This is a genomic window from Vibrio sp. 1CM7H (assembly GCF_023161645.1).
Taxonomy (GTDB): domain Bacteria; phylum Pseudomonadota; class Gammaproteobacteria; order Enterobacterales; family Vibrionaceae; genus Vibrio; species Vibrio diabolicus.
The window spans coordinates 129,646-153,753 of sequence record NZ_JALNTV010000001.1; the positions used below are offsets into that span (position 1 = coordinate 129,646).

At 46.6% G+C, this 24,108-nt stretch carries 24 protein-coding genes and 1 pseudogene; 20 read left to right on the forward strand and 5 right to left on the reverse strand.

The genetic code is table 11. From position 1 onward, the window contains the following. The first annotated feature begins 26 nt into the window (after positions 1-26). Genes flgE through MSG33_RS00645 form a run of 9 tightly spaced genes read left to right on the forward strand, consistent with a single transcriptional unit; the run spans position 27 to position 8,507 of the window. Positions 27-1,223, forward strand: a complete 1,197-nt coding sequence (flgE, locus tag MSG33_RS00605; RefSeq protein WP_046873843.1) for a flagellar hook protein FlgE — start codon at positions 27-29, stop codon at positions 1,221-1,223. A gap of 12 nt (positions 1,224-1,235) precedes the next feature. Next, the gene (gene flgF, locus MSG33_RS00610; protein ID WP_006741308.1) at positions 1,236-1,967 is read left to right on the forward strand and encodes a flagellar basal-body rod protein FlgF; all 732 of its coding nucleotides are present in this window, start codon (positions 1,236-1,238) and stop codon (positions 1,965-1,967) included. A 27-nt stretch (positions 1,968-1,994) separates the two neighbouring features. Beyond that, positions 1,995-2,780: a flagellar basal-body rod protein FlgG gene (gene flgG, locus MSG33_RS00615; protein WP_005395297.1), complete on the forward strand. Its 786-nt coding sequence runs from the start codon at positions 1,995-1,997 to the stop codon at positions 2,778-2,780. Positions 2,781-2,812: 32 nt separating this feature from the next. After that, a complete protein-coding gene (gene flgH, locus MSG33_RS00620) occupies positions 2,813-3,484 on the forward strand; it encodes a flagellar basal body L-ring protein FlgH (RefSeq protein ID WP_005395295.1) in 672 nt (223 codons plus the stop codon). Next, positions 3,484-4,605 carry a flagellar basal body P-ring protein FlgI gene (locus MSG33_RS00625; RefSeq protein WP_031780462.1) on the forward strand — a complete coding sequence of 374 codons (1,122 nt, stop codon included), beginning with the start codon at positions 3,484-3,486 and terminating at the stop codon, positions 4,603-4,605. Before flgH ends, MSG33_RS00625 begins: the two co-directional genes overlap by 1 nt. Before the next feature lie 10 nt (positions 4,606-4,615). After that, complete coding sequence (locus MSG33_RS00630) at positions 4,616-5,164, forward strand: rod-binding protein (RefSeq protein ID WP_005395292.1); 549 nt, start codon at positions 4,616-4,618, stop codon at positions 5,162-5,164. Further along, positions 5,165-6,538: a flagellar hook-associated protein FlgK gene (flgK, locus tag MSG33_RS00635; RefSeq protein ID WP_005395291.1), complete on the forward strand. Its 1,374-nt coding sequence runs from the start codon at positions 5,165-5,167 to the stop codon at positions 6,536-6,538. A gap of 11 nt (positions 6,539-6,549) precedes the next feature. After that, complete coding sequence (flgL, locus tag MSG33_RS00640; RefSeq protein ID WP_005395290.1) at positions 6,550-7,449, forward strand: flagellar hook-associated protein FlgL; 900 nt, start codon at positions 6,550-6,552, stop codon at positions 7,447-7,449. Positions 7,450-7,466: 17 nt separating this feature from the next. Beyond that, the gene (locus MSG33_RS00645) at positions 7,467-8,507 is read left to right on the forward strand and encodes a hypothetical protein (RefSeq protein WP_012842382.1); all 1,041 of its coding nucleotides are present in this window, start codon (positions 7,467-7,469) and stop codon (positions 8,505-8,507) included. Between the two features lie 88 nt (positions 8,508-8,595). Here the strand turns inward: MSG33_RS00645 and MSG33_RS00650 are convergent, their stop codons facing one another. Then, positions 8,596-11,250, reverse strand: coding sequence for a DUF2339 domain-containing protein (locus tag MSG33_RS00650; protein WP_248379371.1), 2,655 nt, complete (start codon positions 11,248-11,250; stop codon positions 8,596-8,598). Positions 11,251-11,672: 422 nt separating this feature from the next. On the opposite strand from MSG33_RS00650, the gene MSG33_RS00655 reads away from it, so the two are divergent. The 4 genes from MSG33_RS00655 (at position 11,673) to MSG33_RS00670 (ending at position 15,866) form a co-directional block, all read left to right on the forward strand. Then, the gene (locus MSG33_RS00655; protein ID WP_005395287.1) at positions 11,673-13,472 is read left to right on the forward strand and encodes a sodium:proton antiporter; all 1,800 of its coding nucleotides are present in this window, start codon (positions 11,673-11,675) and stop codon (positions 13,470-13,472) included. Between the two features lie 239 nt (positions 13,473-13,711). Further along, positions 13,712-14,731, forward strand: a complete 1,020-nt coding sequence (fni, locus tag MSG33_RS00660) for a type 2 isopentenyl-diphosphate Delta-isomerase (RefSeq protein WP_248379373.1) — start codon at positions 13,712-13,714, stop codon at positions 14,729-14,731. A gap of 192 nt (positions 14,732-14,923) precedes the next feature. Continuing rightward, positions 14,924-15,187, forward strand: a complete 264-nt coding sequence (locus MSG33_RS00665) for a DUF3012 domain-containing protein (protein ID WP_005395285.1) — start codon at positions 14,924-14,926, stop codon at positions 15,185-15,187. A 280-nt stretch (positions 15,188-15,467) separates the two neighbouring features. Further along, positions 15,468-15,866 (forward strand): GFA family protein, encoded by a 399-nt coding sequence (locus MSG33_RS00670; protein WP_248379375.1) that lies wholly within the window; start codon positions 15,468-15,470, stop codon positions 15,864-15,866. 96 nt (positions 15,867-15,962) lie between these two features. Here the strand turns inward: MSG33_RS00670 and MSG33_RS00675 are convergent, their stop codons facing one another. Continuing rightward, positions 15,963-16,313, reverse strand: a complete 351-nt coding sequence (locus MSG33_RS00675; RefSeq protein WP_047008015.1) for a rhodanese-like domain-containing protein — start codon at positions 16,311-16,313, stop codon at positions 15,963-15,965. Positions 16,314-16,582: 269 nt separating this feature from the next. Between MSG33_RS00675 and MSG33_RS00680 the strand changes: the two genes are divergently transcribed. From MSG33_RS00680 to MSG33_RS00695, 4 genes are all read left to right on the forward strand, one after another. Beyond that, positions 16,583-16,873 carry a co-chaperone GroES gene (locus MSG33_RS00680; RefSeq protein WP_248379377.1) on the forward strand — a complete coding sequence of 97 codons (291 nt, stop codon included), beginning with the start codon at positions 16,583-16,585 and terminating at the stop codon, positions 16,871-16,873. A 33-nt stretch (positions 16,874-16,906) separates the two neighbouring features. Continuing rightward, complete coding sequence (gene groL, locus MSG33_RS00685; RefSeq protein ID WP_005395280.1) at positions 16,907-18,505, forward strand: chaperonin GroEL; 1,599 nt, start codon at positions 16,907-16,909, stop codon at positions 18,503-18,505. Positions 18,506-18,610: 105 nt separating this feature from the next. Continuing rightward, the gene (locus MSG33_RS00690; RefSeq protein ID WP_005395278.1) at positions 18,611-18,820 is read left to right on the forward strand and encodes a hypothetical protein; all 210 of its coding nucleotides are present in this window, start codon (positions 18,611-18,613) and stop codon (positions 18,818-18,820) included. Between the two features lie 155 nt (positions 18,821-18,975). After that, a complete protein-coding gene (locus MSG33_RS00695; RefSeq protein WP_248379379.1) occupies positions 18,976-19,947 on the forward strand; it encodes a leukocidin/hemolysin toxin family protein in 972 nt (323 codons plus the stop codon). 89 nt (positions 19,948-20,036) lie between these two features. On the opposite strand, the gene MSG33_RS00700 is transcribed toward MSG33_RS00695, so the two are convergent. Further along, complete coding sequence (locus tag MSG33_RS00700) at positions 20,037-20,648, reverse strand: LysE family transporter (RefSeq protein WP_025527347.1); 612 nt, start codon at positions 20,646-20,648, stop codon at positions 20,037-20,039. 109 nt (positions 20,649-20,757) lie between these two features. Between MSG33_RS00700 and MSG33_RS00705 the strand changes: the two are divergent. Both MSG33_RS00705 and MSG33_RS00710 read left to right on the forward strand, forming a co-directional pair. Next, positions 20,758-21,648, forward strand: a pseudogene (locus tag MSG33_RS00705) (LysR family transcriptional regulator). Between the two features lie 59 nt (positions 21,649-21,707). Further along, entirely contained in the window at positions 21,708-22,079 is a 372-nt protein-coding gene (locus MSG33_RS00710; protein ID WP_005395273.1) for a VOC family protein, read from the forward strand. A 101-nt stretch (positions 22,080-22,180) separates the two neighbouring features. Here the strand turns inward: MSG33_RS00710 and MSG33_RS00715 are convergent, their stop codons facing one another. Then, positions 22,181-22,402, reverse strand: a complete 222-nt coding sequence (locus MSG33_RS00715; protein ID WP_248379380.1) for a hypothetical protein — start codon at positions 22,400-22,402, stop codon at positions 22,181-22,183. A 124-nt stretch (positions 22,403-22,526) separates the two neighbouring features. Here MSG33_RS00715 and MSG33_RS00720 point away from each other — a divergent pair, with 124 nt between their 5' ends. Continuing rightward, entirely contained in the window at positions 22,527-23,054 is a 528-nt protein-coding gene (locus tag MSG33_RS00720; protein WP_139060795.1) for a TetR/AcrR family transcriptional regulator, read from the forward strand. A 44-nt stretch (positions 23,055-23,098) separates the two neighbouring features. Here the strand turns inward: MSG33_RS00720 and MSG33_RS00725 are convergent, their stop codons facing one another. Continuing rightward, positions 23,099-24,049 carry a helix-turn-helix domain-containing protein gene (locus tag MSG33_RS00725; RefSeq protein WP_248379381.1) on the reverse strand — a complete coding sequence of 317 codons (951 nt, stop codon included), beginning with the start codon at positions 24,047-24,049 and terminating at the stop codon, positions 23,099-23,101. Positions 24,050-24,108 lie beyond the last annotated feature (59 nt).

Sequence of the window (24,108 nt, forward strand, 5' to 3'; positions counted from 1 at the left end):
CAAATAGGGAAATCAGAGGTCTTTTTATGAGTTTTAACATCGCACTAAGTGGTCTGGACGCGACCAACACAGAGCTAAACACAATCAGTCACAACATTGCCAACGCATCAACGTATGGTTTTAAAGGTGGCCGCACAGAATTCTCCGCAGTATACAACGGCATGCAACCTGGTGGTGTAGAAGTCGCGTCAATTTCACAGAACTTCGACAAAGACGGCAGTATCTCAGGAACTGGCCGTGCGATGGACTTGGCGATCAACGGTGGCGGATTCTTTGTCACTAAAGACAACATGGGTCAAACGCTATACACGCGTTCAGGTGTATTCGCGACAGATAAAGATAACTTTGTTACAGCTAACAGTGGCGCAAAACTGCAAGGTTACAGTGTGGATAGCAACAACAACCTGATGACAGGCTCTGTGGGCAATATCCAAGTATCTACGTCATCACTGAATGCAAAAGCGACAGACGGTCTTGATTTTGTTGCAAACTTTGATGCAAGTGCGTCTGCCATTGATAAAACGGTAACGCCGTTTAATCCGGACGATCCAAACTCATTCAATTCGTCTTACACCACAAAAGTCTATGACTCGCTGGGTAACTCGCACACGGTAACCCAGTACTTCACTAAGACCGCTTCTAACTCTTGGGAAGTGAATGTTCAAGTGGATGGTGGCGCAACACCAGTGACAACGGTACCAGTAACGTTTGACAAAGACGGTTCGCTTTCTTCACCGACGGCTCCGTTTAATGTTTCATTCCCTGCGGCAGGCGCAAATGCGATGAGTGTCGACATTAACTTGAAAGGCAGCACGCAGTTTGGTGCGAAATTCGGCGTAAGTACTAACAGCCCGAACGGTTACACATCCGGTGAGCTTGCAGGAGTACGCGTTGAAGGTAATGGCATGGTTTACGCGACCTACACTAACGGCCAATCACAGCTGCAAGGTCAAGTTGTACTTGCAGACTTCGCCAACACACAAGGTTTAGCAAAAGTGAGTGGTACGGCATGGACTCAAAGCTTTAGCTCTGGTGCGCCAATCATGGGTGTCCCTGGTTCAGGTACGTTGGGTGATTTAACCCCAGGTGCGCTAGAAGGTTCTAACGTTGACCTAACCAGTGAGCTTGTGGCGCTTATGACCGCACAGCGTAACTACCAAGCAAACGCGAAAACCATCTCTACCAGCGACAAGCTAACTCAAGCTTTGTTTAACGCGGTGTAATGGGAGTTTTGCATGGATAGCTTGTTATTTACTGCAACGTCAGGTGCGAGTCGAGTTCTTAAGGCTCAGCACGTGCGTTCAAACAACTTATCAAACGCTGATACTGCTGGCTTTCGAGCGGATATGGAGCGCGTGCGCAGTGTAGAAATGCAAGGCCCAGGTTTTGATGGTCGCACTATGGTTGTGACCAACTCTGCCTCAACGCGTTTTGATTCTGGCGACATTATGAAAACGGGACGCCCGTTGGATGTCGCCATCATGGGTGAGGGTTATCTTGCTGTTGAAACTCCTGCGGGTAACGAAGCGTACACGCGAGCGGGCAATATCCAAGTCGACACTTTTGGTGCCATGACCATCAACGGTTTTCCTGTTCTTGGTGAAAATGGGCCTTTGGTTGTGCCTGATTATCAAAAGATTGAAATCAGCGAGCGTGGTCAAGTATCCGTGATTCCGCCAGGTGGTGGCGCAGAAATCGTCGCGGGAACGTTGAAGTTGGTTAAACCAGAAATGAACCAACTTCAAAAAGAGAGTGACAGCCTACTGCACAGTGTAGATGGCGTGCCATTCGCTGCCGATGAAACCGTGCAACTTTCTCCTGAGCACATCGAGGGCAGTAACGTATCTGCCATTGATGAGTTGATTAGCGTGATGTCGTTAACGCGTAACTTCGAGATGCAAGTTCGCATGATGAAAACGGCCGAGACGTTGGCACAAGCTGGTAATAAATTAATGGCGGCGAGATAAGTCTCGCCCCGCAAGGAGTAATAAAAAATGCATTCAGCATTATGGGTAAGTAAAACAGGCATGGCAGCGCAGGACACGAAGATGACTGCCATTTCTAACAACCTAGCGAACGTAAATACAGTTGGCTTTAAGCGTGACCGAGTTGTATTCGAAGACCTTTTCTACAGCATTCAGCGTCAACCTGGTGCTCAAGTAGACCAAGTTAACGAGTTGCCAAGTGGTATTCAGCTAGGTAGCGGTGTTCGCGTAGTTGGCACGCAAAAAGTGTTTACGCAAGGTAACACTCAAAATACAACACAAGAGTTGGACCTTGCCGTTATGGGACAGGGTTTCTTTCAAATCGAAAACTCGGATGGACAGATCATGTACACACGTAATGGTCAGTTCCATGTCAACTCTGAAGGCTTGATGGTTAACAGTCAAGGCTTGCCGTTAGAGCCACAAATTCAGATCCCAGATAATGCCTCTTCATTCTCTGTTGGTGTTGATGGCACGGTAACAACAACGACGGCGGACGATCCAACGCCACAGCAGCTTGGTCAAATCACTCTCGCAAAATTCATTAACCCAGCAGGCTTAGAGGCCGTGGGTGGTAACTTGTTCCGTGAAACGGAAGCCAGCGGCCCGGCAGATGAACTGATTGCTGGTGAAGATGGCGCAGGCCTCATCAAGCAAGGTGCATTGGAAGGTTCAAACGTACAAGTAGTGGAAGAGATGGTCGACATGATCACGACTCAACGTGCGTATGAGATGAATGCGAAAGTGGTCTCTGCTGCAGATGACATGCTGAAGTTTGTTTCGCAATCAATGTAAGTATGAAATTGGTGATGATGAAGGAAAAAGCAATGAAATGGCTTTCTAAGAGTTGGGCAGTAGCCGCCGTGTTGCTGGTGGGATGTGCCGGCCGTCAGGAATTTATTCCGCCTGAGCCAAATGCCGAGGAATACGCACCACCAACGCTCGATTACACGTTGCCGGAAACCCAGTCTGGTAGCCTTTATCGTCACCAATACACGATGACCCTGTTTCAGGATCGTCGTGCTTACCGAGTTGGCGATGTGTTAACGGTTCAACTATCAGAAGAAACCTCATCGAGCAAAAAAGCGGGTACTAAGTTTGGCAAAAGCTCAGCGGTTAATTTCGCGGCGCCGACCATAGGAACGAAAACGTTCGATGAGTTAGGGGTTAGTGTCGATGGCAGCCGCAACTTTGATGGCAGTGCTTCAAGCTCACAGGGCAATAAGCTGCAAGGTGCAATCACCGTAACGGTACACGAGGTGTTACCTAATGGTGTATTGCGTATCAGTGGCGAAAAATGGCTGCGCCTAAACCAGGGAGATGAGTTTATTCGTCTCACTGGCATTGTTCGTGTGGATGATATTAATCGCAGCAACCAAGTTTCTTCTCAACGAATTGCTGATGCACGAATTACTTACGCAGGTCGCGGAGCTCTGGCTGACAGCAACGCAGCCGGATGGCTAACTCAATTCTTCAACAGCCCATGGGTACCTTTCTAATGAAGACAATGCAATCTTTCTTTACGTCTTTCCTATTGGTGTTGACCTTGGGATTACCAACCACTTCACATGCTGAAGTGGAAATTCCGATCATGGACTTGGTCGATGTACGCGGCATTCGAGAAAACCAATTGGTTGGTTATGGTTTGGTGGTTGGCTTAGCTGGCCAGGGTGACCGAAACCAAGTGAAGTTTACTTCTCAATCTATTACCAACATGCTCCGTCAGTTTGGGGTTCAAATTGATGACAGTATGAACCCTAAGCTACGAAATGTGGCTTCTGTGAGCGTGACAGCAACCGTTGATCCAATGGCGGGCCCTGGACAAACTTTGGACGTGGTCGTGTCTTCAATTGGTGACGCGAAAAGCCTCCGTGGCGGTACGCTATTGTTGACGCCTTTACGCGGTATTGATGGTGAAGTGTATGCCATTGCACAAGGAAACGTCGTGGTGGGCGGTTTATCAGCAGAAGGGCGAAGTGGCTCCAAAGTCGAAGTTAATACACCAACGGCAGGTCGCGTCCCGAATGGTGCGACGTTAGAGAGAGAAATCAAAACTGATTTCAACCAGCGTGATGAAGTCACCTTAAACCTGCGTAAACCAAGTTTCACAACGGCAAAAAATATCGCGCGTGAAATCAACAACACTTTTGGGCCTAACGTTGCTGTTGCGATCAATAAAGCGCGCATTGATATGCGTGCACCAAAAGATACCCAACAGCGCGTAGTGATGATGTCGATGCTTGAAGAAATGAGCGTCGTGGAAGGCCGCAAGCCGGCTCGAATTGTCTTTAACTCTCGTACGGGAACGGTCGTGATCGGTAAGAGTGTCAAAGTGAGTGAGGCAGCAGTGAGCCATGGCAACTTAACCGTGCGAATTTCTGAATCACAACAAGTCAGTCAGCCAAATGCGTTTGCAAATGGCGATACGAAAGTCGTTAACCAAACGGATCTTGATGTGAACGAAGATTTAGCTCAAATGGTAATTTGGCCTCCAGGCACGGAGCTCAACACTATTGTGACTGCGGTAAACAGCTTAGGTGCCACACCTACTGACTTGATGTCTATCCTGCAAGCACTGAGCGAAGCGGGTGCATTGAACGCTGAATTGGTCGTGATTTAAGGAGTTAAGGATGAAACTAGACAGTACCAATGAACAAACTCAACTGAATTCGATGCTGTATCACGACAACAGCGCACTTGCCAACATCAAGCAGAGTCGAGATCAGGAAGGCGCGCTTGAAGTAGTGGCGGGTCAATTTGAGGCGATGTTTTTACAAATGGTGCTGCGTCAAATGCGCAGCAGCAGCGATGTTCTAGCGGATAAAGACAGCCCGTTTGCAAGCCAGCAGCAAGGTGTTTTCCGCGATATGTACGATGGGCAACTGGCAATGGAACTGGCAAAAAAGCAGAGCTCCGGCATTGCCAATATGCTCATCCAGCAACTTAGCCCCTCTATGCGCGAAGTCGCCTTTGATGCTGCGCGTAACATCTCATCTGCAAACGATGGTAAAGGTGCGAATTCTGAATCTATCTCACAGCTTGATGCTAACGAGATTGAGGGGAACTCAAGCTTATTTAATACCGCCTCTCAAGCCGTCGCCTCTGTAAAACAGGTGCTCGGTGAGGCCGGTATGACTACCGCGTTTTCTCAGCCGTTGATCAGGAAAATGGAGCTGTAAATGAACCTAGTTAATATTGCCCTTTCAGGTTTAGGCGCGAACCGCGTGGCCTTAGACGTAACGGCACAAAACGTGGCGAACGTGAATACTGTGGGCTACAGCCGTCAACAAGCGTTGATGGCATCAGTTGATGACGGAAAAGCTAACCGCTTAAGCCCTGGTTTAGGGGTAGAGGTCACCAGCATTCGCCGCGTTACAGACCAATTTCTGATTAAGCAAACGTGGTCCACTAACAGTATGGCGGCGTACGCTTCTGGCTACACCAGCAACATGAGCCAATTGGAAAATACGCTAGGGGCCGATGGCTTCAGTATTTCTGCTGGTTTGGACTCTCTAAACGCTGCGCTTAACGATGCTACGGTTAAGCCTGAGTCGATCCCTTACCGTCAACAAATCATCAACGAATCTGAAGCGTTGGCGCGCCGCTTTAATACGTTGACCGAGTCTTTGCACAACCAACATAAAGATATGAGCGACCAGCGTAATGCGGCACTCAACCACGCGAATAGCCTCATGGAAAACATCGCGAAGGTAAACAAGCAGCTGGTTGAAATGCAAGGAACAGGCGGCAACCCATCGCAACTTATGGATGAACGAGATAAATTGATCGGCGAGTTATCTCAAACCATCGAAATCAGAACAACAGAACAGCCTGACGGCAGTGTTCAGGTAACGCTGACCTCTGGTCAGCCACTTGTGATGGGCACGGACCATGGCAAACTCGCAGCCGTTCCAGATCCTAGTGACCCTTACGTAGCAGACTTACACGTAACATTCTCAAGCCAAAGTTTTGCGATTGGTGACTCTCTTGGTGGCAAATTAGGTGCGATTAACGATTATCAAACCGATGTATTAAAACCAAACCAATTGGCTTTGAATGACATGGCGAAAGCATTAGCGGATGAATACAACGCTGTGCTCGCTACTGGACAAGATTTAAATGGTAACCCAGGTAAACCATTGTTCAGCTACGACCCTGCCAACCCAGCGGCAAGTTTGGATATCACTGAGTTGACTCCAGGTGAGCTTGCGTTTTCAAGTGATGGTACGCCAGGTAATGCGGATGTATTGCAGTCGTTGATTAATTTAAGCAACAAGCCTGTTTCTGTGACTGGCTATGGCTCAGTGAGTTTGAATGACGCATTCAGTTCTATGGTGGGTCAAACCGCGATTAAAGCACGCCAAGCAGACGCCGATTACCAAGCTAAGTTAGCCATGAACAAGCAAGCACATGCGGCTCGTGACAATGTGAGTGCCGTTAACAGTGATGAAGAAGCGGCTAACTTAATGACGTTTGCTAATGCACACAATGCCAACATGAAAGTGATCAGCACAGCGAATCAGCTGTTCGATTCTGTATTGCAGTTATTCTAAAGGAAACCCAGATGCGAATCAGTGACAATCAATTTAGCCAAATGATGCTGCAAAGCCTGCAAGGTAACAATGCAGGTCTGGGGCACGTGCTACAACAAATGACGACAGGTGAGCGTCTAACTAAACTATCTGACGATCCAATGGCATCGATTAAGCTGCTTAATTTGGATCGTGAAAACAGCGCCATCGCCCAATATCAAAACAATATCGCAAACGTCAAAACCACGCTTTCGAGTCAAGAAACACATTTAGACTCAGTGAAAGAGAGCCTAATGAGCATGCGTGATATTGCATTATGGGGCGCGAATGGCTCACTGACTGATCAAGACCGTACCGGTATGATCACGGAGTTAAAGAGCTATCGTGATTCAATTGAGTCGTCTTTCAATGCTCAGGATGAAGAAGGGCACTACCTATTTTCAGGCACCAAAACTGACACCCCTGCTATAAACAGTGCAAGCGGTAGTTATGTCATCGAGGGCAACAGCGATAAACGTGTCGTGACGATTGCGAAAGGCGTAACGATGGATTCCAACATGACGGCAAAGGACATTTTGGACCTTGGTGGCGGCAAAAACGTACTGGATCAAATTAATAATCTAATTACAGAATTTGAGAACCCGAGTCCGAATTTCCAAGCTGAAGTGGACGCAAGCCTGAGTGCCATTGATGATACGTTGGCAAGCGTACTTGGCACGATGACGGAGATTGGTGGCCGACACAATAACCTAGATTTGGTTGGCGGTGCTCATGGTGAGAATAAACTGTTCGTCGATAAAGTATCAGGTGACCTCTCAGCTCTGGATTACGGTGAAGCATCGGTACGCTTGAGCAATTACATGGCGGCTTTGCAAGCAACGCAAGCGAGCTATGTAAAGATCAATGATCTATCGTTGTTTGACCGTCTATAAGGTTAGGAAGTTCTTTTATGGTAATGAGTACAGTAGAGGTTAGACCCCATAGCATACGCTTGGGTGGGCAAGAACAAGCCTCTATCATGCCGACCCGTTCTGCAGACTCAAGTACTGCAATTAAACCGCGCCCGGCGCAAGTTCAGGCTGACACTGCGTCAGCCTACTCTGTCTCTGGGATTCAACTGACCCAAGGTCAGCAGCAAGCGACGGCAGTGCAGATCGCATCGAAATCGTTGCAGGTGATTGGCAAAGAGCTGACTCAAATTAAACGTGGTTTGACGCAAGCGGTGAATCAAGGCGTGCAAAATGTACCTGGCTTGCAGGATACATTGGTTCGTTCTAAAGCCACCATTCAGAACGTTGTGGAGCATGCTCGGTTCGACGGCCAGAAAGTGCTCAACAACGAACTGCATTTAAAGCTAGATAAAGCAGACATTCGTCGCTTTTCTATTCCTGGCTTGAACGTGCATCGCTTAAGTGACAAGGCTGAGCAAATTCGTTTGGATTTCCCTCAGGGTCAAGCGGTAATGATTCAGTTCGATGGACAAGCCGATGGTGCTCGAACTGTCAAAATGCTTGACCGAAGCTTGATTGCTTTAGGGATGCGTGCCTCATTAGCTGACGATGGCAGCATTTTATTTGAAGCCAGAGACAACGCTTATCAGCAAATGCAGCAGAAAGTGATGGTCACGGGCGAAGGGCACCGTTTTCCTGCGGGCCAGCCGAACGTTCTAAATCTAAAGTCAGAGCCAGATGGTATTGCAGAACTTGGGTTTGATTTGGCGTCACGCGATGGTATGAAACAGACGATTGCCAAAGTGAACCAGCACCTAAGACAAGTGCAAACGAGCTTGCAGGAAGCGAAAGCATTTCATGGAGAGTTGAATACTCAAATGCGCTCAATTCAAAATAAAACCGCGCAGCTTTCTGTGGATGATGTGAATGCAAAACTGGATGGTTTTGTGCAGAAGTCTGGTGAGTTTACCTCGACTTTTCAAGCGTTGAATGCACAAGCAAACGTGCGTCGTCATACGGTTGTTGCGTTGCTAAAATAACGAACACTCCAATGATTCCCGGCTTTGCATCGCTATCGCCCCCCAATAACGAGAACGGTGCATTGTCGGGAATCTCTCTTTAATTCGTTTATGGTTCGAGTGCTTTTGCCACCGAGCGATTCAATTTCTGGAATAACCACCCAAGCGCGATTAAAGATGCTCCTAAACCTAAGAAGCTGATTGCTCTCCAGAACCCATCCAGAGAACTAACATCCCATAAGAATACTTTGAGTGCGACAAAAGCTAAAACCACTAGACCCACGCGCTGCATCATCAACCCTCTGTGTGTCACACCGCGCCAAGTAAGCAATCCACCCACGAGCAAACCTGCTACTGAATAACTGAACAGTTCTGCCATGCTGGTCGGTTGGTACAACATCATGGATGTGGTTTGCCAGAATTGACGGATAGACATACCTAACCAAATAGCAGCAAGTGCAAAGCCTAGGCTAGCAACCGCAAATCGATGAACCTGTAACGTATTCCAGCCTCTAAAGGTTGCGATAAGTAGGATGCAAGCTGGCAGCAACCAGCCGACGCTTAGCATATTAATGACGGGAAGAGCTTGGGCTGAGACGTTGTCAGTCACCAATGGCGACTCTGCCGTATTAAGCAAAATTATCAGCAATGCGAAGGCACACCAAAGCAGGTAGCTGTAGGCTTCATAGATGCGGATTAAGCGTTGTGCAAATTGGCTACGGTAGCTGTACACCAAACCCATAACCAACGCTTGGTTAGCAAAAACGATGGCGCTTGTGAAATCAAGGTGTCCCAAATAGCCGTACTGCCCAGTTAACCAGTAGTTGGTTTGGGTGAATAGCGCCATTAAGAATACATGCAAAAATGCACCTTCAAACCAGTTGGTCAGTTCGAGGTCCACTTGCTTTAGCGTTGATCGAGCATAGAGCAGGATGATGAGAGACGGTAGGTAACTCACAATAACCCAAGCCCAATGTCCTGCTTCTACGGGTTGCCATTCAGGGATGAAGGGTAAAAGTGTGAGGCGGATGACCAGTATCCCCATCGCCACTTTAATCGCCCAACTTGCGGGGCGAAATAACCCTGATTGCGTCTGCAACGCCATTACCGCAACTTGTATCGAGATTGCTGTCGTCAACCAGGTATCGCTTAACCAAACAAAGGCGATGCCTACGATTAAAGCGTGCATGACGGCAGAACATTCCAATGCTAGCGAATGTAAGCGCTGACCAAGTACAACGTAATAAACGGTCACCAATGCGCAGAATGCAGTCCAGTGCCACAGGTAGCCTTGCATAAATTCGTCGACATAAAACAACGTAATCAAACTCATTGCTGGAGCCAGTACCAACAGAAGTACGCCGCTAAGTTGCGATCGGTCACTGAGTGACTGGCAATAAGTTCGACAGCAGATCAGTGCAATACTGGTGGCCAATGCGAGTAAGATACTGGCACCATGTTCTGGCATATACAAAGCGTCAAACGCGACAGTGAGGACAACAAGTGCGGTCGCAGAGACCAATATGGAAGGCAAAAATACGCGCAATGACCAACCTGTGCGAACCGCTGGGAGCCATACTGTCGCAACGAGTAGCGCATAACAGTACACCATGTGCAGTGTGTCCAATTCTGGCATTCTGGTGACAGCCGAAAAGGTCAATAACGCAATCGCGAGAGAGGTAGCGGTCGGCGGATTTGTCCACTTATTCTGGCAGTGATGATAACGAGGATTGAGTGTCCAACCCAGTCTTGGAACGGCGAAAATAAGATAAAGAGTAATGGAGAGATAAATAGCCAGCCAAGAAAAAAGCGTCTCAAGCGGCATGCTTTCAATGAGCAACAGCATCCAAACAACATGTGGAAGCGCGATGCTTGGAGAAATCCATGCACTACGCACTTTTTGCATTAGCAATGTTGCCGCGACCGAGATCGCGCTGATATACCCAGCTAATAAGAAGTAATTAGGCTCGCTTCCACCAATCCATAACGGTGCGGTATATCCACCAATCAGACCAAGCACCGCCATTAACGGCCCTTGCTGTAAAGATAGAGCCAAGCTACAAAATGCAGCAGCGGCTAAGATGATAAGCGAGACACTAGGCGTCAGCATTTGATAAACAACAAACGCAAAGATAACCGTGCAGTAAATGCCAGTTAGCCCTGTTCCGGTAACGGCGGCAGGCACATAAGTAAAGCCTTGGGCTCGTGTTGCTCGTTGAGGATTTTGTTGTTCTTTGCGGTGGAACCATTCGCCAACAAGCACCATAAGTAACGAGAGTACAAACGCAAAGGACACACGCATAAGTGGCGAAAACTCAATGTGACTACCAATAACTTGTACGAGATACCCCCCACCAATTAGCATTGCCAGCGCGCCCACCCAAACCAACCAGTTTTCTTGAATGTTGCTAAACAGACTCTGCACTCTACTTGGCAATATAGACTCTTGTTCTTGACTAAAAACGTCCAGTTGAACTTCGCTTGCCTGGTACTGAGCTTGATGTGTTGTGTTTGGATAAGATGCTCGGTCGGTAATCGGGTCATGCTCCTTAGAGGATGAGGAGTTTGCCTTTTTTGTTACCTCTTCAACGCTGGATTGTTGGCGCGTTGGTTGGTTCGAGTCCTTATTTATACTGACTCGCAATGATGTTACCTCTTCACGAAGTTTGGTTAGCTCTTTTTCTAAAAGTGCTGCTCGGTTGGCGGCTTTCACTCCGATGAGGATGGCGAGCAACGCCATGAACAGTGCTAGTATTACGTACAATCCATTTCTCCTTGCGTACATCGCGTGACACACGATTCTTAACTTTGAGCACGTACGCTAAAGCTTAGCCCAAGCGCTTTGCCTTAGCTTCATATAGTGCTAGGTTCCGCGCTTTCTTTAAGAATCATTCTACATAATGAAACTCAATGCGTAATGATGAATTCGACGAAGCGACATACTTGTGTGTCACTTTAAGATCTGATGAACAGAAATGAGTCGTTAAGTCATTGGGGTTCAACTATATTCATAATTCTGATGCGATACCCAAGTGACCTCAAAAATGTGCATTTCAGAGGCATGCTGTCGAATAGTCGAAGGTAAGCCGTTTAGTCTGCATGCCAAGTCATGCTTATTGAACCGCACGCCGAGGTTATTTGGGTATAGCGCATTCACGCGAAAAAAGACAAAACAGGTAATGATTAATGCAAGTGGGTAATGAAGCGCTGGTTCTATCAGCGGTTGGGGTCATTGGTTTAGGTTGTCAGTGGTTGGCATGGCGATTGCGCTTACCAGCGATTTTATTTTTGCTGCTAGCTGGGTTGATTGTCGGGCCATTTATGCAGTGGTTAAATCCAGATGAGATTTTAGGGAATTTGCTCTTTCCGTTGGTTTCATTGGCGGTTGCGGTGATTCTTTTCGAAGGCAGCTTGACCCTAAACTTTAAAGAAATTCGCGGTGTGAGTGGCTCAGTCTGGAGTATCGTTTCCATCGGGGCCATCATTTCGTGGGCAGCAACCAGTATTGCGACGCACTATTTCCTCGGTTTTACTTGGGAGCTCGCCATGTTGTTCGGCAGCTTAACCGTGGTAACAGGTCCGACGGTGATCGTGCCACTTCTTCGGACGGTAAGACCCAACAGTACGCTTGCCAATATTTTGCGTTGGGAGGGGATCTTGATTGATCCACTCGGTGCGCTTTTTGTTGTGATGGTTTATGAGTTCATCGTATCGCACAGCGCGATAAATAGCGTCGAAGTGTTCGGGACGCTCATTGCCGTGGGCGTCATTCTTGGTGCGGCCTCCGGCGCAGCAGTCGCAACGATTATGCGCCGTGCGTGGCTACCGGAATACTTGCAGCCATTTGCGGTTTTGATGATCGTGCTCGGCGTATTTTCCGTCTCCAACCATATTGAGTCTGAAGCCGGATTACTAACGGTTACTGTAATGGGTATGTGGCTTGCCAACGCAAAGGGCATCAATATTCAACAAATTCTGCACTTTAAAGAGCACTTGACCATATTGCTGATCACCGGCCTATTTATTTTCCTTGCTGCACGCATCAGCTTGGATGATTTTGCTGCGCTGGGCAGTGGCGCGTTATTGCTGTTTGTATTTATGCAGTTGGTGTCGCGTCCGTTGTCGATTTTCCTCTCAACCATCCGCAGTAACTTGAGACTTAAAGATAAACTGTTCCTGTCTTGGGTTGCACCGCGCGGTATTGTCGCTGCCTCCATTTCGTCTCTTTTCGCGATCAAATTGACCGAATACGGTATTGATGAAGCGATTTTACTGGTTCCTATGACCTTCATGGTGATCATCGGAACGGTTGTTTTACAAAGTGCAACGGCACGTCCTGTCGCATTGATGTTGGGCGTCGCGGAGCCAGCGCCACGCGGCTTCTTGTTGATTGGTGCTAACCGAGTAGCAAGAGAAATTGGTCAAGCGTTGGCACGCTATGACCGCCGTATATTGATGACCGATTCTAACTGGGAGTACATCAGTCAAGTTCGTATGTTGGGGCTGGATTACTACTACGGGAATCCGATTTCTAGTCACGCAGATGACAATTTGAACCTGATAGGGGTGGGACAAGTCGTTGCATTAACGCCTGACCAGCATTTCAACATTATGGCTTGCATGCAATTTGTCGACGAGTTTGGTGAAGATAAAGTTCACTGCTTGCAAAAAGTGAAAACCAACGGCAATGGTAGCGAGAAGCACTCCGTGGCTCAGGAGTACCACGGTAAATTGCTGATGGGCGGTAACGTAAGCTATACGCAGCTGGCCAGTTTATTGAGCCGCGGTGCAGAGATAAAACACACGAAATTGAGCGACAACTTTACGTATCAAGACTACTTAGCGCACCACAAAGGGAACTCGGTAGTACCGTTGTTCCACGTTGAAGAAAAAGGGAAAATTCAATTCTGTGATGACCCTGAGCAGTTTGCTCCAACCACCACAAGCACCGTTGTGTCTCTGATTCTGTCAGAAAGCGCAAAGTAAATTAGAGAAGTATGCGGCCCATTTTTATCGTGGTGTCTCGCACTCTGATTACTTCAACTTGGAGAAACACTCGCCTGCTTGTTTAAAACAGAAGGCGAGTTTCTCTTCCTATAATGTCAGAGTAAGTCGTGATTCATTACTGGTTTCGGAAAAGTAATCTCGTGAATTCAGAAAATTCGCATTGACGTTACTGATAAGGATCGCAATACTGCGCGACTGTTTTACTTTAGGGTGACATTATGACTCCGCAAACTAACCGAAAAGATTTACATCTAGACGCTGTTTTACATCATGACATGAGCATGAAGCATAAAACGGCGGGCTTTGAGTCTGTCGAGTTTGAACACTGCGCGCTGCCAGAATGTGACTTTCAGGCGATTGACCTGTCGACAGAGTTTCTTGGCCACCGATTGGCGCTGCCGTTTTTGATTAGCTCGATGACAGGTGGAGCGAAAGACGCTGAAGTGATCAATTGTCGTTTGGCTGAAGCCGCCAGTGAATTAGGCATTGCGATGGGCGTGGGGTCGCAGCGTATTAGCTTAGAAGAGCGCCAACACGCAGGTCTAGGTAAAACCATTCGTGATTTAGCCAAAGATGTGCCGCTTTATTCCAACCTTGGAGCCGCTCAGTTGCGCGACAAAGGTAAACTTGATAATGCGCAGCGTGCGGTTGAATCCATTCAAGCGGATGCGTTGTTTGTACACGTAAACCCAATGCAGGAAGCGTTTCAGAAAAATGGCGACCATAATTGGATTGGGGTCTTACACGCTATCGAGCAGCTTAAATCTCGCGTGAATGTTCCGATCATTATCAAAGAAGTCGGTTTTGGTATAAGTGGTCACGTTGCGCAGCGATTGGTTGACGCCGGTGTGGATGCCATTGATGTAGCGGGCGCGGGTGGCACAAGTTGGAGCGCGGTTGAAGGTTATTGCCAAGATAACCCGAAAATGCAGCGTGCAGCCGAGCTTTTCCGCGATTGGGGTATCCCGACGGCAAAATGTTTGACTCAAATACGAGCACAGCATCCTACATTACCTTTGATCGCCTCAGGTGGTGTGCATAACGGACTTGAAGCGGCGAAAGCCATACATTTGGGCGCCAATCTCGTTGGGCAAGCGGGCGCAGTCTTGAAAGCGGCTACCATAAGCACTCAAGCGGTGGTCGAGCACTTTGAGCAAATGGCGTTAGAGTTACGTTTAGCATGTTTTGGCACGGGTTCTTCTAAGATCAGCGCATTAACGCAAGCGCGCTGCTTATAGGTGTTTATGGTGTCATTTACGCAGCTTGGCTCAATAATTTTTCGGTGTCTTAACACGTAGACTGATAATTTCGTTATAGTTGATATAAAAGTCACTTCAACAAGTGACTGCTTAGTTCAGACCGTTGAATGGGCATTTGTTGGAGCGATTGAGTTTTATTTTAATATTGTTTGCAACTGGAACCTTAAATTTATGAAAAAACTAGTCATGCTGATGTTGGCGGCTTCTGCTTTAACCGCTTGTAGTGATGAAGTGGGCACTGAAGGCTGGTGTAACGACATGCGCGATAAGCCAAAAACAGAATGGACAGCAGACAACGCAGTAGACTTTGCGAAGCACTGTGTTCTTCAAGATGGTGTGGGCAGCGAGCAATGGTGTGAGAACCTGAAAGATAAGCCAAAAGGTGACTGGAGTGCAAACGAAGCCACCAGCTTTACTAAGCACTGCATTTTCTAAGCACTACACTTTCTCAACACGGCGTCTCTTATTAAGAGCGATGACTGTGTTAGACAAAATATTAAGAAAACACCAAGCGTCTTGCTTGGTGTTTTTGTATCGACAATAGCTTGAGCTCTCATGTGCTGAGCACACCTATCTTTCCTCTGAATAGAGTGTTTTACATTTTCGTTTCATTTTTGAAAACCTGTATTACCTGCCTTTAATTTTTCGCATTGCAGTGGCAAGGTGTCGGTGTATTCGTCTAATTCAATTAGATTCATAACAAAAAGGGACTCAAATGGAAGTACTCAAAGGCTCATGTCTGTGTGGTAAGGTGAAATTGGAAGTGGCAGATGAATTCAAGTACATGGGAAATTGCCATTGCTCGGAATGTCGAAAATTTACTGGCTCTGACTATTCATCGGTGGGCGGTATTACTCTAGATAAGTTGCTCATTATCCAAGGAAAAGAGGATATTCAAACTTATCAGAAAAGCGAAAATACCATGTTATGTTTTTGTCGCCATTGCGGGTCGAGCCTGTATTCGAAAAAGAACAATGGGATTGTCAATATTCGCCTAGGGGTCTTGGATGATGCACCATCCCACAAGCCAAATTTCCATATTTTTGTCGCGTCCAAAGCGCCGTGGCTTGAGATATCGGATAACCTGACTCAGTTTGAGGCCGGGCCCAAATAGAGTAGTAGCGGAAGAGAATTATTTAGTAACAGAGGGCGTTGCAATAAGTCTGCAACGCCCTCTGTGCTTTTATTTTTGAAATTAGAACAGAGATGATTATTTGGCGTCTTGCAGTTCTTCTAAGCCACCTGCATTGTGCAGATTCGTGAACCCTTGCGATTGCAAATATTGATACGCTTTACCAGAGCGATTACCACTGCGGCAGTACAATACGATCGCTTGATCTTTATCGACGTCTTGGAAATGTTTATCAAGCTCAGATAGAGGGAAATTGACCGCATTGTCTACATGCCCCTCAGAGAACTCTTGCGGCGTGCGTACATCGACAATCATTGCGCCTTTCTCAATCAGTTGCCACCCTTGCTCAGCACGCTCAGAAGCCGCCACGTTGGGAGAAAGCAAGCCAACGCACAATGTTGCAAGAAACAGAGATACGACCTTTTTCATTGTTTGATTATCCTTTTTAAGAGTATGTAACCACTCTAGATTTGATTGAACACATTTTCCATCATAAAGAGGTTTTAAGTGGTCGTGAATGTCAAAAGTTTCGATAGAAGATTTTATTCAATTCAATAAAAAATTTTTATGAAATCCACCTCTTGAACTCCAATTTTTCGACCTTATTATTCTCATCGAAAGCGAGCGGTCGACTCGCAAATCCATCTTGATGTTTATTCTGTCTTTTATTTTTGGTTCCAAGTAGGAGGCACTTAAAAATGAAAATTCGTCCTTTAAATGACAAGCTAATTGTTGAAAGACAAGAGGTGGACAATAAATCTGAAGGGGGAATCGTTTTAACTTCTCAGTCGGTTAAAAAATCAAACCGCGGGAAAGTCATTGCTGTTGGTTTAGGTAAACGCCTTGAAAATGGCGAACGCGCTGCGATGGAAGTCAAAGTGGGCGACCAAATCATTTTCAATGACGGTTACGGCGTGAAAACCGAGAAAATTGACGGCGCAGAATACTTGATTCTGTCCGAATCTGATGTGTTAGCAATCGTTGAGTAATTATTTTTGTAGTAGTTTTTTGAGGAGATAATTATGGCTGCAAAAGACGTATTATTTGCTAATGACGCACGTCAAAAAATGCTGAAAGGTGTGAACTTACTGGCGGATGCAGTAAAAGTGACACTAGGCCCTAAAGGCCGCAACGTTGTGCTTGATAAATCTTACGGCGCGCCAACCATTACCAAAGATGGTGTGTCTGTAGCGAAAGAAATCGAACTGAAAGACAAGTTCGAAAACATGGGCGCACAAATGGTGAAACAAGTGGCGTCCAAAGCGAATGATGAAGCGGGTGACGGTACAACGACGGCTACTGTACTGGCGCAATCTTTCATCAACGAAGGTCTTAAAGCGGTAGCTTCTGGCATGAACCCAATGGACCTAAAACGTGGTATCGACAAAGCCACTGAAGCGGCGGTTGAGAAACTACGTGAAATGTCTAAGCCATGCAGCGACAAAGAATCCATCACCCAAGTGGGTAGCATTTCTGCAAACAGCGATCGCGCGATCGGTGAAATCATTGCAGAAGCGATGGAAAAAGTGGGTCGCAATGGCGTGATTACGGTTGAAGAAGGCCAAGGTCTAGACAACGAATTGTCTGTGGTTGAAGGTATGCAATTCGACCGCGGTTACTTGTCGCCATACTTCATCACTAACCAAGAAAATGGCAGCGTAGAGCTAGACAACCCTTACATCCTATTGGTGGACAAAAAAGTCAGCAGCATCCGCGAGCTATTGCCAGTGCTAGAAGAAGTGGCGAAATCTTCTCGCTCACTATTGATCATTGCTGAAGATATCGAAGGTGAAGCGCTAGCGACATTGGTTGTGAACAACATGCGCGGCATCGTGCGTGCGACTGCGGTGAAAGCACCTGGTTTTGGTGACAACCGTAAAGCGATGATGGAAGACATTGCGGTACTAACCGCAGGTACGGTCATCTCTGAAGAAATCGGCCTAGAACTCGAAAAAGCAACGCTAGAGCAACTAGGTAGCGCGAAGAAAGTGACCATCACCAAAGACACAACAACTATTGTGGGTGGCGCAGCAGAAGCAAGCGCGATTGCTGATCGTGTGGCTTCGATTGAAAAACAAATCGAAACAACCACTTCTCAATACGACAAAGACAAGCTTCAACAACGTGTTGCGAAGCTTTCTGGCGGCGTAGCGGTGATCAAGATCGGCGCTGCAACCGAAGTTGAGATGAAAGAGAAGAAAGACCGCGTGGACGATGCGCTACACGCTACTCGCGCAGCGGTTGAAGAAGGTATTGTTGCTGGTGGTGGTGTTGCCCTAACTAAGATCGCGAAAGAATTGGCGGATCTAAAAGGCGACAACGATGACCAAAACGTGGGTATCCGAGTTGCGCTACGTGCGATGGAAGAGCCTCTCCGTCAAATCGCAACCAACGCAGGTGACGAAGCTTCAGTCGTAGCGAATGCTGTCAAAGCGGGTGATGCCGATTACGGTTACAACGCTGCAACAGGTGAATACGGCAGCATGATCGAAATGGGTATCTTGGACCCTGCGAAAGTAACACGTTCAGCGCTTCAATTCGCGGCGTCTGTTGCTGGCTTGATGATCACGACTGAAGCGATGATCACCAACCACGTTGAAGACAAAGAACTTGATATCTAACGTTATCAATCGTTAGTGATTAAGTAGGCGTTAAAACAACAATAACATTGCAAAACCTAAGCGGGCTCGCTTGAGCCCGCGAATCAGTCATTTGAGGTAAGTGTTATGACCCGTTTACCTGCGTTTTCTTTCTCAATATCTGAGCCGAGCGGTAATGAAGCTTCGTCAACGTGGCCGACGGCTATTCACTTCCCCCTCGTTCCAGCTGGGCCAGAGTTTTCGATCGAAAATGCTCTGCCTAAACGTCCGACAGTGACAATATTCACTATCGATTTGTCTCAGTTATTTAAAGGGGACGCACGGGTCATTCATTAACTGCATCGAAACAGCCAGCGTAAGTTGGCTGTTTTTTTTTCATTTCTGGGTGTAGGTCAAATTATTGATAATGTGAATCGTTTTCGTTTGATTGTTGCTACTTGTTCAATGTGTTAGCTTGATTTGGGACTGTTCCCAAGTAAGGTAATAAAATAATGAATAAGAAAATACTGCTTCCCTTAATGTTAGGGATTTCCGCTACTGCCGTTGCTTCTGATAACAAGGTTGTAGAAAGTGTCTTGATTGATGACATCGCGCTAGAAGGTTACGTGAAAAAAAGCTATGAGGTCGTGATGCAAAGCGAGCCTGAGCTTTTCCCGTACGCGTTTCGTGGTAGCCGTGTGCAAATGAAGTTACTGGTTGAGTTATTCCATAATTCAAAGAACGACAAAAAAGCGGCTCGCGTGATCACTCTAGGGAATGGTTATGTACCAGGTAATCCGGGTGTAAAACACACTTACGATGCTGCGATTGTGGATCGCTTTACTCAAAACTACCCAGTCGAGTTCGACTACAGTATCTATCAAGCTGGTGGCACGCCGGTATTTAGTGAGGATTACTCACCGCAAAACGAAGCTAATGATGTTTCCGTATCGACAACCACGGTTGCTCCGTCTATCGGCTTAACCGCGACTGCAACACCGGGCTCGACACCAAGTTTTTCTGGCTCGTTGACGACCGACCTGGGTGTGGCTTATACGTCTCGCTACTCAAGTAAGGATTACGTCACCGCAGCCAAACCAAAGGCGTCCATGGAACGCGGTATGGGCGTTAAGTGGACCACCTCTCTTAGCCAAATTTACACCAACGATTACCAGTACTACGGTAAATGGGCGGGTGTTTACCACTACACAGGTTGTTCAAACGAGAACCTATTACCAGAAGAGAACTTGCCGCGTTTGATCTACGGTTTCAAACCGAAATTCCAGTACGTGTTCACACCAGAATTTGAGCGCGGAGAAGAGCCAAAAACGGAGATGATCGCACGAGCTGGCATGAAAGAAGTTGAAGAAGGTTTCTCTCGCAATGCGTGTAACTGGTACGATCAAGGCACAACGAGCCACTACACTGAGGCACAAATTCGCTTCACGATTGATTGGGATAAGCTCACCGTTATCACTCAATAAACGTTTCACTTATCAGACCGAAGGTTTGTGGATTGTAATGCGGCTCTAGTAGCCGCATTTTTTGTGTTCAAACTCTGACCGCAAGCGTGTTAAGCCTTTAAGCCCAGCATCGCGCCGAAAATGACCAAACCCGCCCCACATGCTTGATTGAGTCGATGCTTAATCTTCAACAAGAAGGCTTGTAATTGGGGGGACGTGAATAAAACTGCAACGATAGAAAACCAAATGCCGTGCAGCGCAATCATATAAATCCCGTAAAACAAGGCGATATGTTGCTGACTAGAATCGGGAGAAATCACTTGGCTAAAAATACTCAGAAAAAATAGCATCGTCTTAGGATTGAGTAAATTACACAGAAATCCCTGCATGAAAAATCGCCACATTGAATACTCGCTCTGTTGAATGGTTTCTGAGTTTGGCGCAGGCTGCGAGGAGAATATTCCTTTAATCCCAAGGTAGATAAGATAAGCAGCCCCAAGATAGCGCACGAGATTAAACAACCATTCATTTTGTGAAATTAAGTAACTGATTCCTAGCATGGAGTAAGCGATGTGGATGCTTATCGCCATGCTGATACCAATCGCACTGTACACGCCAGCTTCTCGTCCTTGATTTAAGCTGTTTCTTAATACCAAAACAAAGTCTGCGCCAGGGCTAATAACAATAAGCACCCCCAATAGCGCAAGAGTTACAAATTCCATATCGGTTTCCTGTTTGAATGATGAAGTCTGTGATGTAGCGGAATTGTAGGCGTCTTTGTTACTGACTATAATCGAAAAATATTCCCATATTGGTGAGAAAAACTCACAGATGCGTCACCTAAAATCTTTCTATGTCTTCCACGTTGCGGCGAGCTCTTCAAGCTACACTGAAGCGGCTGACAAACTGAACATCACCCACGGAGCAGTGAGTAAGCAGATCAAGCAACTTGAGCGATATCTGTCGCAACCTTTGTTTTTGAAAGAGGGTAGGAAAGCCGTGTTGACGGCAGAAGGAGAATTACTCAAGACATACACAAAAACGGCATTCCAAACGCTAGAAACAGGCGTGAATACACTCATTCAAGAAAAGCATCAGCATCTTGAAGTGTCTTGTGAACCGACATTAACCATGCGTTGGTTGATGCCAAGGCTTGCTGCGTTTAATGATGAACACCGTGCTGATGTTCGTTTGTCGACGGCTGGAGGCCCGGTAACATTAGGATCGACAGGGCTTTCGATGGCGATTCGTCGAGACGATTTTGCTCAGCAGCACGATTACAACAAAACCATTCTTGTGGAAGAGTGGGTGGGGCCAGTATTTTCTCCTGAGTATTGGCAATCCATTCAAGACGATTTGGATGCAGTTCGATTGTTGAATAGCCAAACTAGACCACATGCTTGGGCGGATTGGCAGCAATCAACACGTTGTGAAACCTTCAACGGCAGCACTTAGCAATCATTTGCGCATTTTTATTTTTGCATACAAGCCGCGGTGGATGGCTTAGGCGCGGCGATGGGATCGTATCCTTTTGTTATGGACGATATTAAGCGCGGTAATTTGGTCGCGCCATTTGGTTTTGTGCTATCAGGTTGCAATTATGTTTTATTGAGCCAAGATAAAAAGCGTACAGAACTCGAACATAAATTCATCACGTGGTTACAAACGCAAATGGTAGAGTGTGTAACACTGCCATCGCAGCAAAATACGCAAGGCGAATAGAAGGCGCAGAGCGTGATTACGTCAGTCAGTTTGGTGGAAAAGGGCTTAGGAAATTGGAAATGGAAAACCTCAATATTGTTGAAATCAAATCATTTGTTCCAGCGAAAGATTACGCGCTCTCAAAACGTTTTTATGAGGCGATAGGCTTTGATATGGCGTCAGACTTCGGTGATGTGGCGTACTTCTCTCAAGGCAGCTGCGCGTTTCTTTTACAGAATTTTTATGAGCCAGAACACGGCAACAACTTCATGATGCACTTGCTCGTAGAAGACGCAGAAAGCTGGCATCAGCACTTATCCAAAGTGGGCCATGAGGAATTTGGCTCGCGTTTGACTGAGCTGGTCGAGCAACCTTGGGGTATGCGCGAATGTTGTTTGTTTGACCCTAGTGGCGTTTTATGGCGAATCGGTCAGAACATGAATACTGACTAACGCCAGTCCTCTTTTCATCACATCTATATCGCGCAGGTATTGATATCTCGATACCTGCGCGTTTTGTTTTTTGCTTAACCTTGCCAACGTTTCTCGCGCACTCACGCCTTTTTCGAGGTGGTGTGTGATGGACTGACCCCAAAAAGCTCCTCAAGCAGCATGGCTTTGAGTTCCGCCCTGACTTCTGTCCCTCCGATTAACGCCAAAAGTGCGAGTCCACCTGGTATGAGAATCACCATCAATATGGGTCTTAAAATATAAGAAAAGCAGAATATGGTCGGCAAGAAAATCAATCCTTGGCCTAGTTTTTTTAATACGTACATGAGCGATTCCTTTTGTTTTTATATAAAAATTGAGCGTGCTCATTTTTATAATTGAGCGCGCTCAATTTGTCAATATCAGCCGCTCAAGGTATCATCCTTTCAGGCTCATTAAGCAGATACATCAATGACGAAGCGACAACAAACCAGAGACAAAATCCTAAAAGCCGCGTGGGCATCTTTTGCTCAGAATGGCTATGACATGACGACCACAAGGCAGATTGCGAGAGAAGCAGGAGTCGCCGATGGTACGGTGTTCAGCCACTTCCCGACCAAACTGTCGATTTTGCGCGAAGGGATGCTGACGCAACTGCAACAGATCAGCCAAGAGACGCTAGTCAGTGTGGAAGGTAAGACAGCTATCGACATTGGTTTGGCGCTGACGGAGAAATACTATCGCTACTATTTTGCGAACGTCGAGCTGAGCCGAGCCTTGTTGAAAGAGGTGATTTGGGATTTGGATTATTATCAGTCGTTTAACCAAGCTTTGTTTCAATCTGTAAAGGGAAGCTGCGTCCTTGAGGGAAAAATACCGCTGATTTTTGACTGCTATTTTATGACGTTAATCTCGCACTTGAGCCGTGCAGAACCGGATGTTGAAGCGGCACTTGAAGAGCTTCATGCTAAGTTTCAGCAAATCATTGCGACTGCATAACATGGCCCCAACGCAGGATCTGAAAGAATATACTGCATGTCATTTTATTTGCTGGACTCCCATTTTCTCGTTTCAGTGGGCGTCTCACCAAATAGCCGCTTGTAGCTTTGACTGAACTGCCCGAGATGAAAAAAACCAAAGTCAAAAGCGATTTCTGCAATTGTTCGATTATCTTCAGGGCTTTGTAGCACTCTACGTACTTGATTCAGCCGCATTCGATGTATGAACTGCTTTGGCGAAGTATTACAGCAATGTTCAAAGGTGTACTGTAGTGTTCGGCGACTGACGTGCACAGCGTCACACAGTTCACTGACGGTGATCGGAGTTCTGTAATCTAAGTTGTGTAGCTGTTGCTTTATGCGGCGCATCACATGTTGACGATGAGAGATTGATATCGGGTGGCTCGTCTGCAGTGAACTGAGTGAGAACAACTCCAGCACAACATCTTTTAAGATTGCTTGATGTGTGGTTTCAGACCATCTTGGCTCGGCGGAACCAAGTAACGTGCCTAAGTAGTATTTAAGTTGTTGAATGTGTTTTTCCGTCAAACCCGTTAAGTGTAATGTGTTGTTTTGGATGCTCCCAAGCTCAAGTTGATTTTCTATGATGTGAACGAAGTTTTTGTCGAGCACTATTCCATAGATAGAGAACAGTTCCGGTGTCATTAACTCAAAATCAGCGCCACCTTGCCTAAGCAAAAGCTGGCTTGAATTAAACTGACTGTGATTTAGGTGTAGCGGCCTATTTTCCGCACTCAAGCCCAACCAAATACCTCCCTCTTCAACCCTGCATTGCTGTCTTAGTGAGCGGTTACTGTCTTCACGAAATACATGAAAATTGGGAAATCGTCGTTCTCGAATTTGACCTAAAAATCGACCATCGCTGAGTTGGTCATATTCCTGTTGCCAGTTTATCAGACTCGCAGCTTGTTGGTTTGCATCCTTAGTGTGATGGATGCACAGCATTGGTGCAGTTTGGGGCATTTGGTTACTCATCCTTGTGATGCTCATTCCTTTTTTGTGAGTCATGTTGGAGCAGTGTTTACATAACTCGT

Excerpts from the sequence above, each read along its gene's own strand:
- MSG33_RS00710 (WP_005395273.1), top strand. The coding sequence starts at position 21,708 with ATGGAAAACCTCAATATTGTTGAAATCAAATCATTTGTTCCAGCGAAA.
- fni (WP_248379373.1), top strand. The coding sequence starts at position 13,712 with ATGACTCCGCAAACTAACCGAAAAGATTTACATCTAGACGCTGTTTTA.
- MSG33_RS00695 (WP_248379379.1), top strand. The coding sequence starts at position 18,976 with ATGAATAAGAAAATACTGCTTCCCTTAATGTTAGGGATTTCCGCTACT.
- MSG33_RS00630 (WP_005395292.1), top strand. The coding sequence starts at position 4,616 with ATGAAACTAGACAGTACCAATGAACAAACTCAACTGAATTCGATGCTG.
- MSG33_RS00680 (WP_248379377.1), top strand. The coding sequence starts at position 16,583 with ATGAAAATTCGTCCTTTAAATGACAAGCTAATTGTTGAAAGACAAGAG.
- flgF (WP_006741308.1), top strand. The coding sequence starts at position 1,236 with ATGGATAGCTTGTTATTTACTGCAACGTCAGGTGCGAGTCGAGTTCTT.
- flgE (WP_046873843.1), top strand. The coding sequence starts at position 27 with ATGAGTTTTAACATCGCACTAAGTGGTCTGGACGCGACCAACACAGAG.
- MSG33_RS00675 (WP_047008015.1), bottom strand. The coding sequence starts at position 16,313 with ATGAAAAAGGTCGTATCTCTGTTTCTTGCAACATTGTGCGTTGGCTTG.
- MSG33_RS00715 (WP_248379380.1), bottom strand. The coding sequence starts at position 22,402 with ATGTACGTATTAAAAAAACTAGGCCAAGGATTGATTTTCTTGCCGACC.
- MSG33_RS00670 (WP_248379375.1), top strand. The coding sequence starts at position 15,468 with ATGGAAGTACTCAAAGGCTCATGTCTGTGTGGTAAGGTGAAATTGGAA.
- MSG33_RS00720 (WP_139060795.1), top strand. The coding sequence starts at position 22,527 with ATGACGAAGCGACAACAAACCAGAGACAAAATCCTAAAAGCCGCGTGG.
- MSG33_RS00645 (WP_012842382.1), top strand. The coding sequence starts at position 7,467 with ATGGTAATGAGTACAGTAGAGGTTAGACCCCATAGCATACGCTTGGGT.
- flgG (WP_005395297.1), top strand. The coding sequence starts at position 1,995 with ATGCATTCAGCATTATGGGTAAGTAAAACAGGCATGGCAGCGCAGGAC.
- flgK (WP_005395291.1), top strand. The coding sequence starts at position 5,165 with ATGAACCTAGTTAATATTGCCCTTTCAGGTTTAGGCGCGAACCGCGTG.
- MSG33_RS00665 (WP_005395285.1), top strand. The coding sequence starts at position 14,924 with ATGAAAAAACTAGTCATGCTGATGTTGGCGGCTTCTGCTTTAACCGCT.
- groL (WP_005395280.1), top strand. The coding sequence starts at position 16,907 with ATGGCTGCAAAAGACGTATTATTTGCTAATGACGCACGTCAAAAAATG.
- MSG33_RS00690 (WP_005395278.1), top strand. The coding sequence starts at position 18,611 with ATGACCCGTTTACCTGCGTTTTCTTTCTCAATATCTGAGCCGAGCGGT.
- flgH (WP_005395295.1), top strand. The coding sequence starts at position 2,813 with ATGAAATGGCTTTCTAAGAGTTGGGCAGTAGCCGCCGTGTTGCTGGTG.
- MSG33_RS00625 (WP_031780462.1), top strand. The coding sequence starts at position 3,484 with ATGAAGACAATGCAATCTTTCTTTACGTCTTTCCTATTGGTGTTGACC.
- MSG33_RS00700 (WP_025527347.1), bottom strand. The coding sequence starts at position 20,648 with ATGGAATTTGTAACTCTTGCGCTATTGGGGGTGCTTATTGTTATTAGC.
- MSG33_RS00655 (WP_005395287.1), top strand. The coding sequence starts at position 11,673 with ATGCAAGTGGGTAATGAAGCGCTGGTTCTATCAGCGGTTGGGGTCATT.
- MSG33_RS00725 (WP_248379381.1), bottom strand. The coding sequence starts at position 24,049 with ATGAGTAACCAAATGCCCCAAACTGCACCAATGCTGTGCATCCATCAC.
- flgL (WP_005395290.1), top strand. The coding sequence starts at position 6,550 with ATGCGAATCAGTGACAATCAATTTAGCCAAATGATGCTGCAAAGCCTG.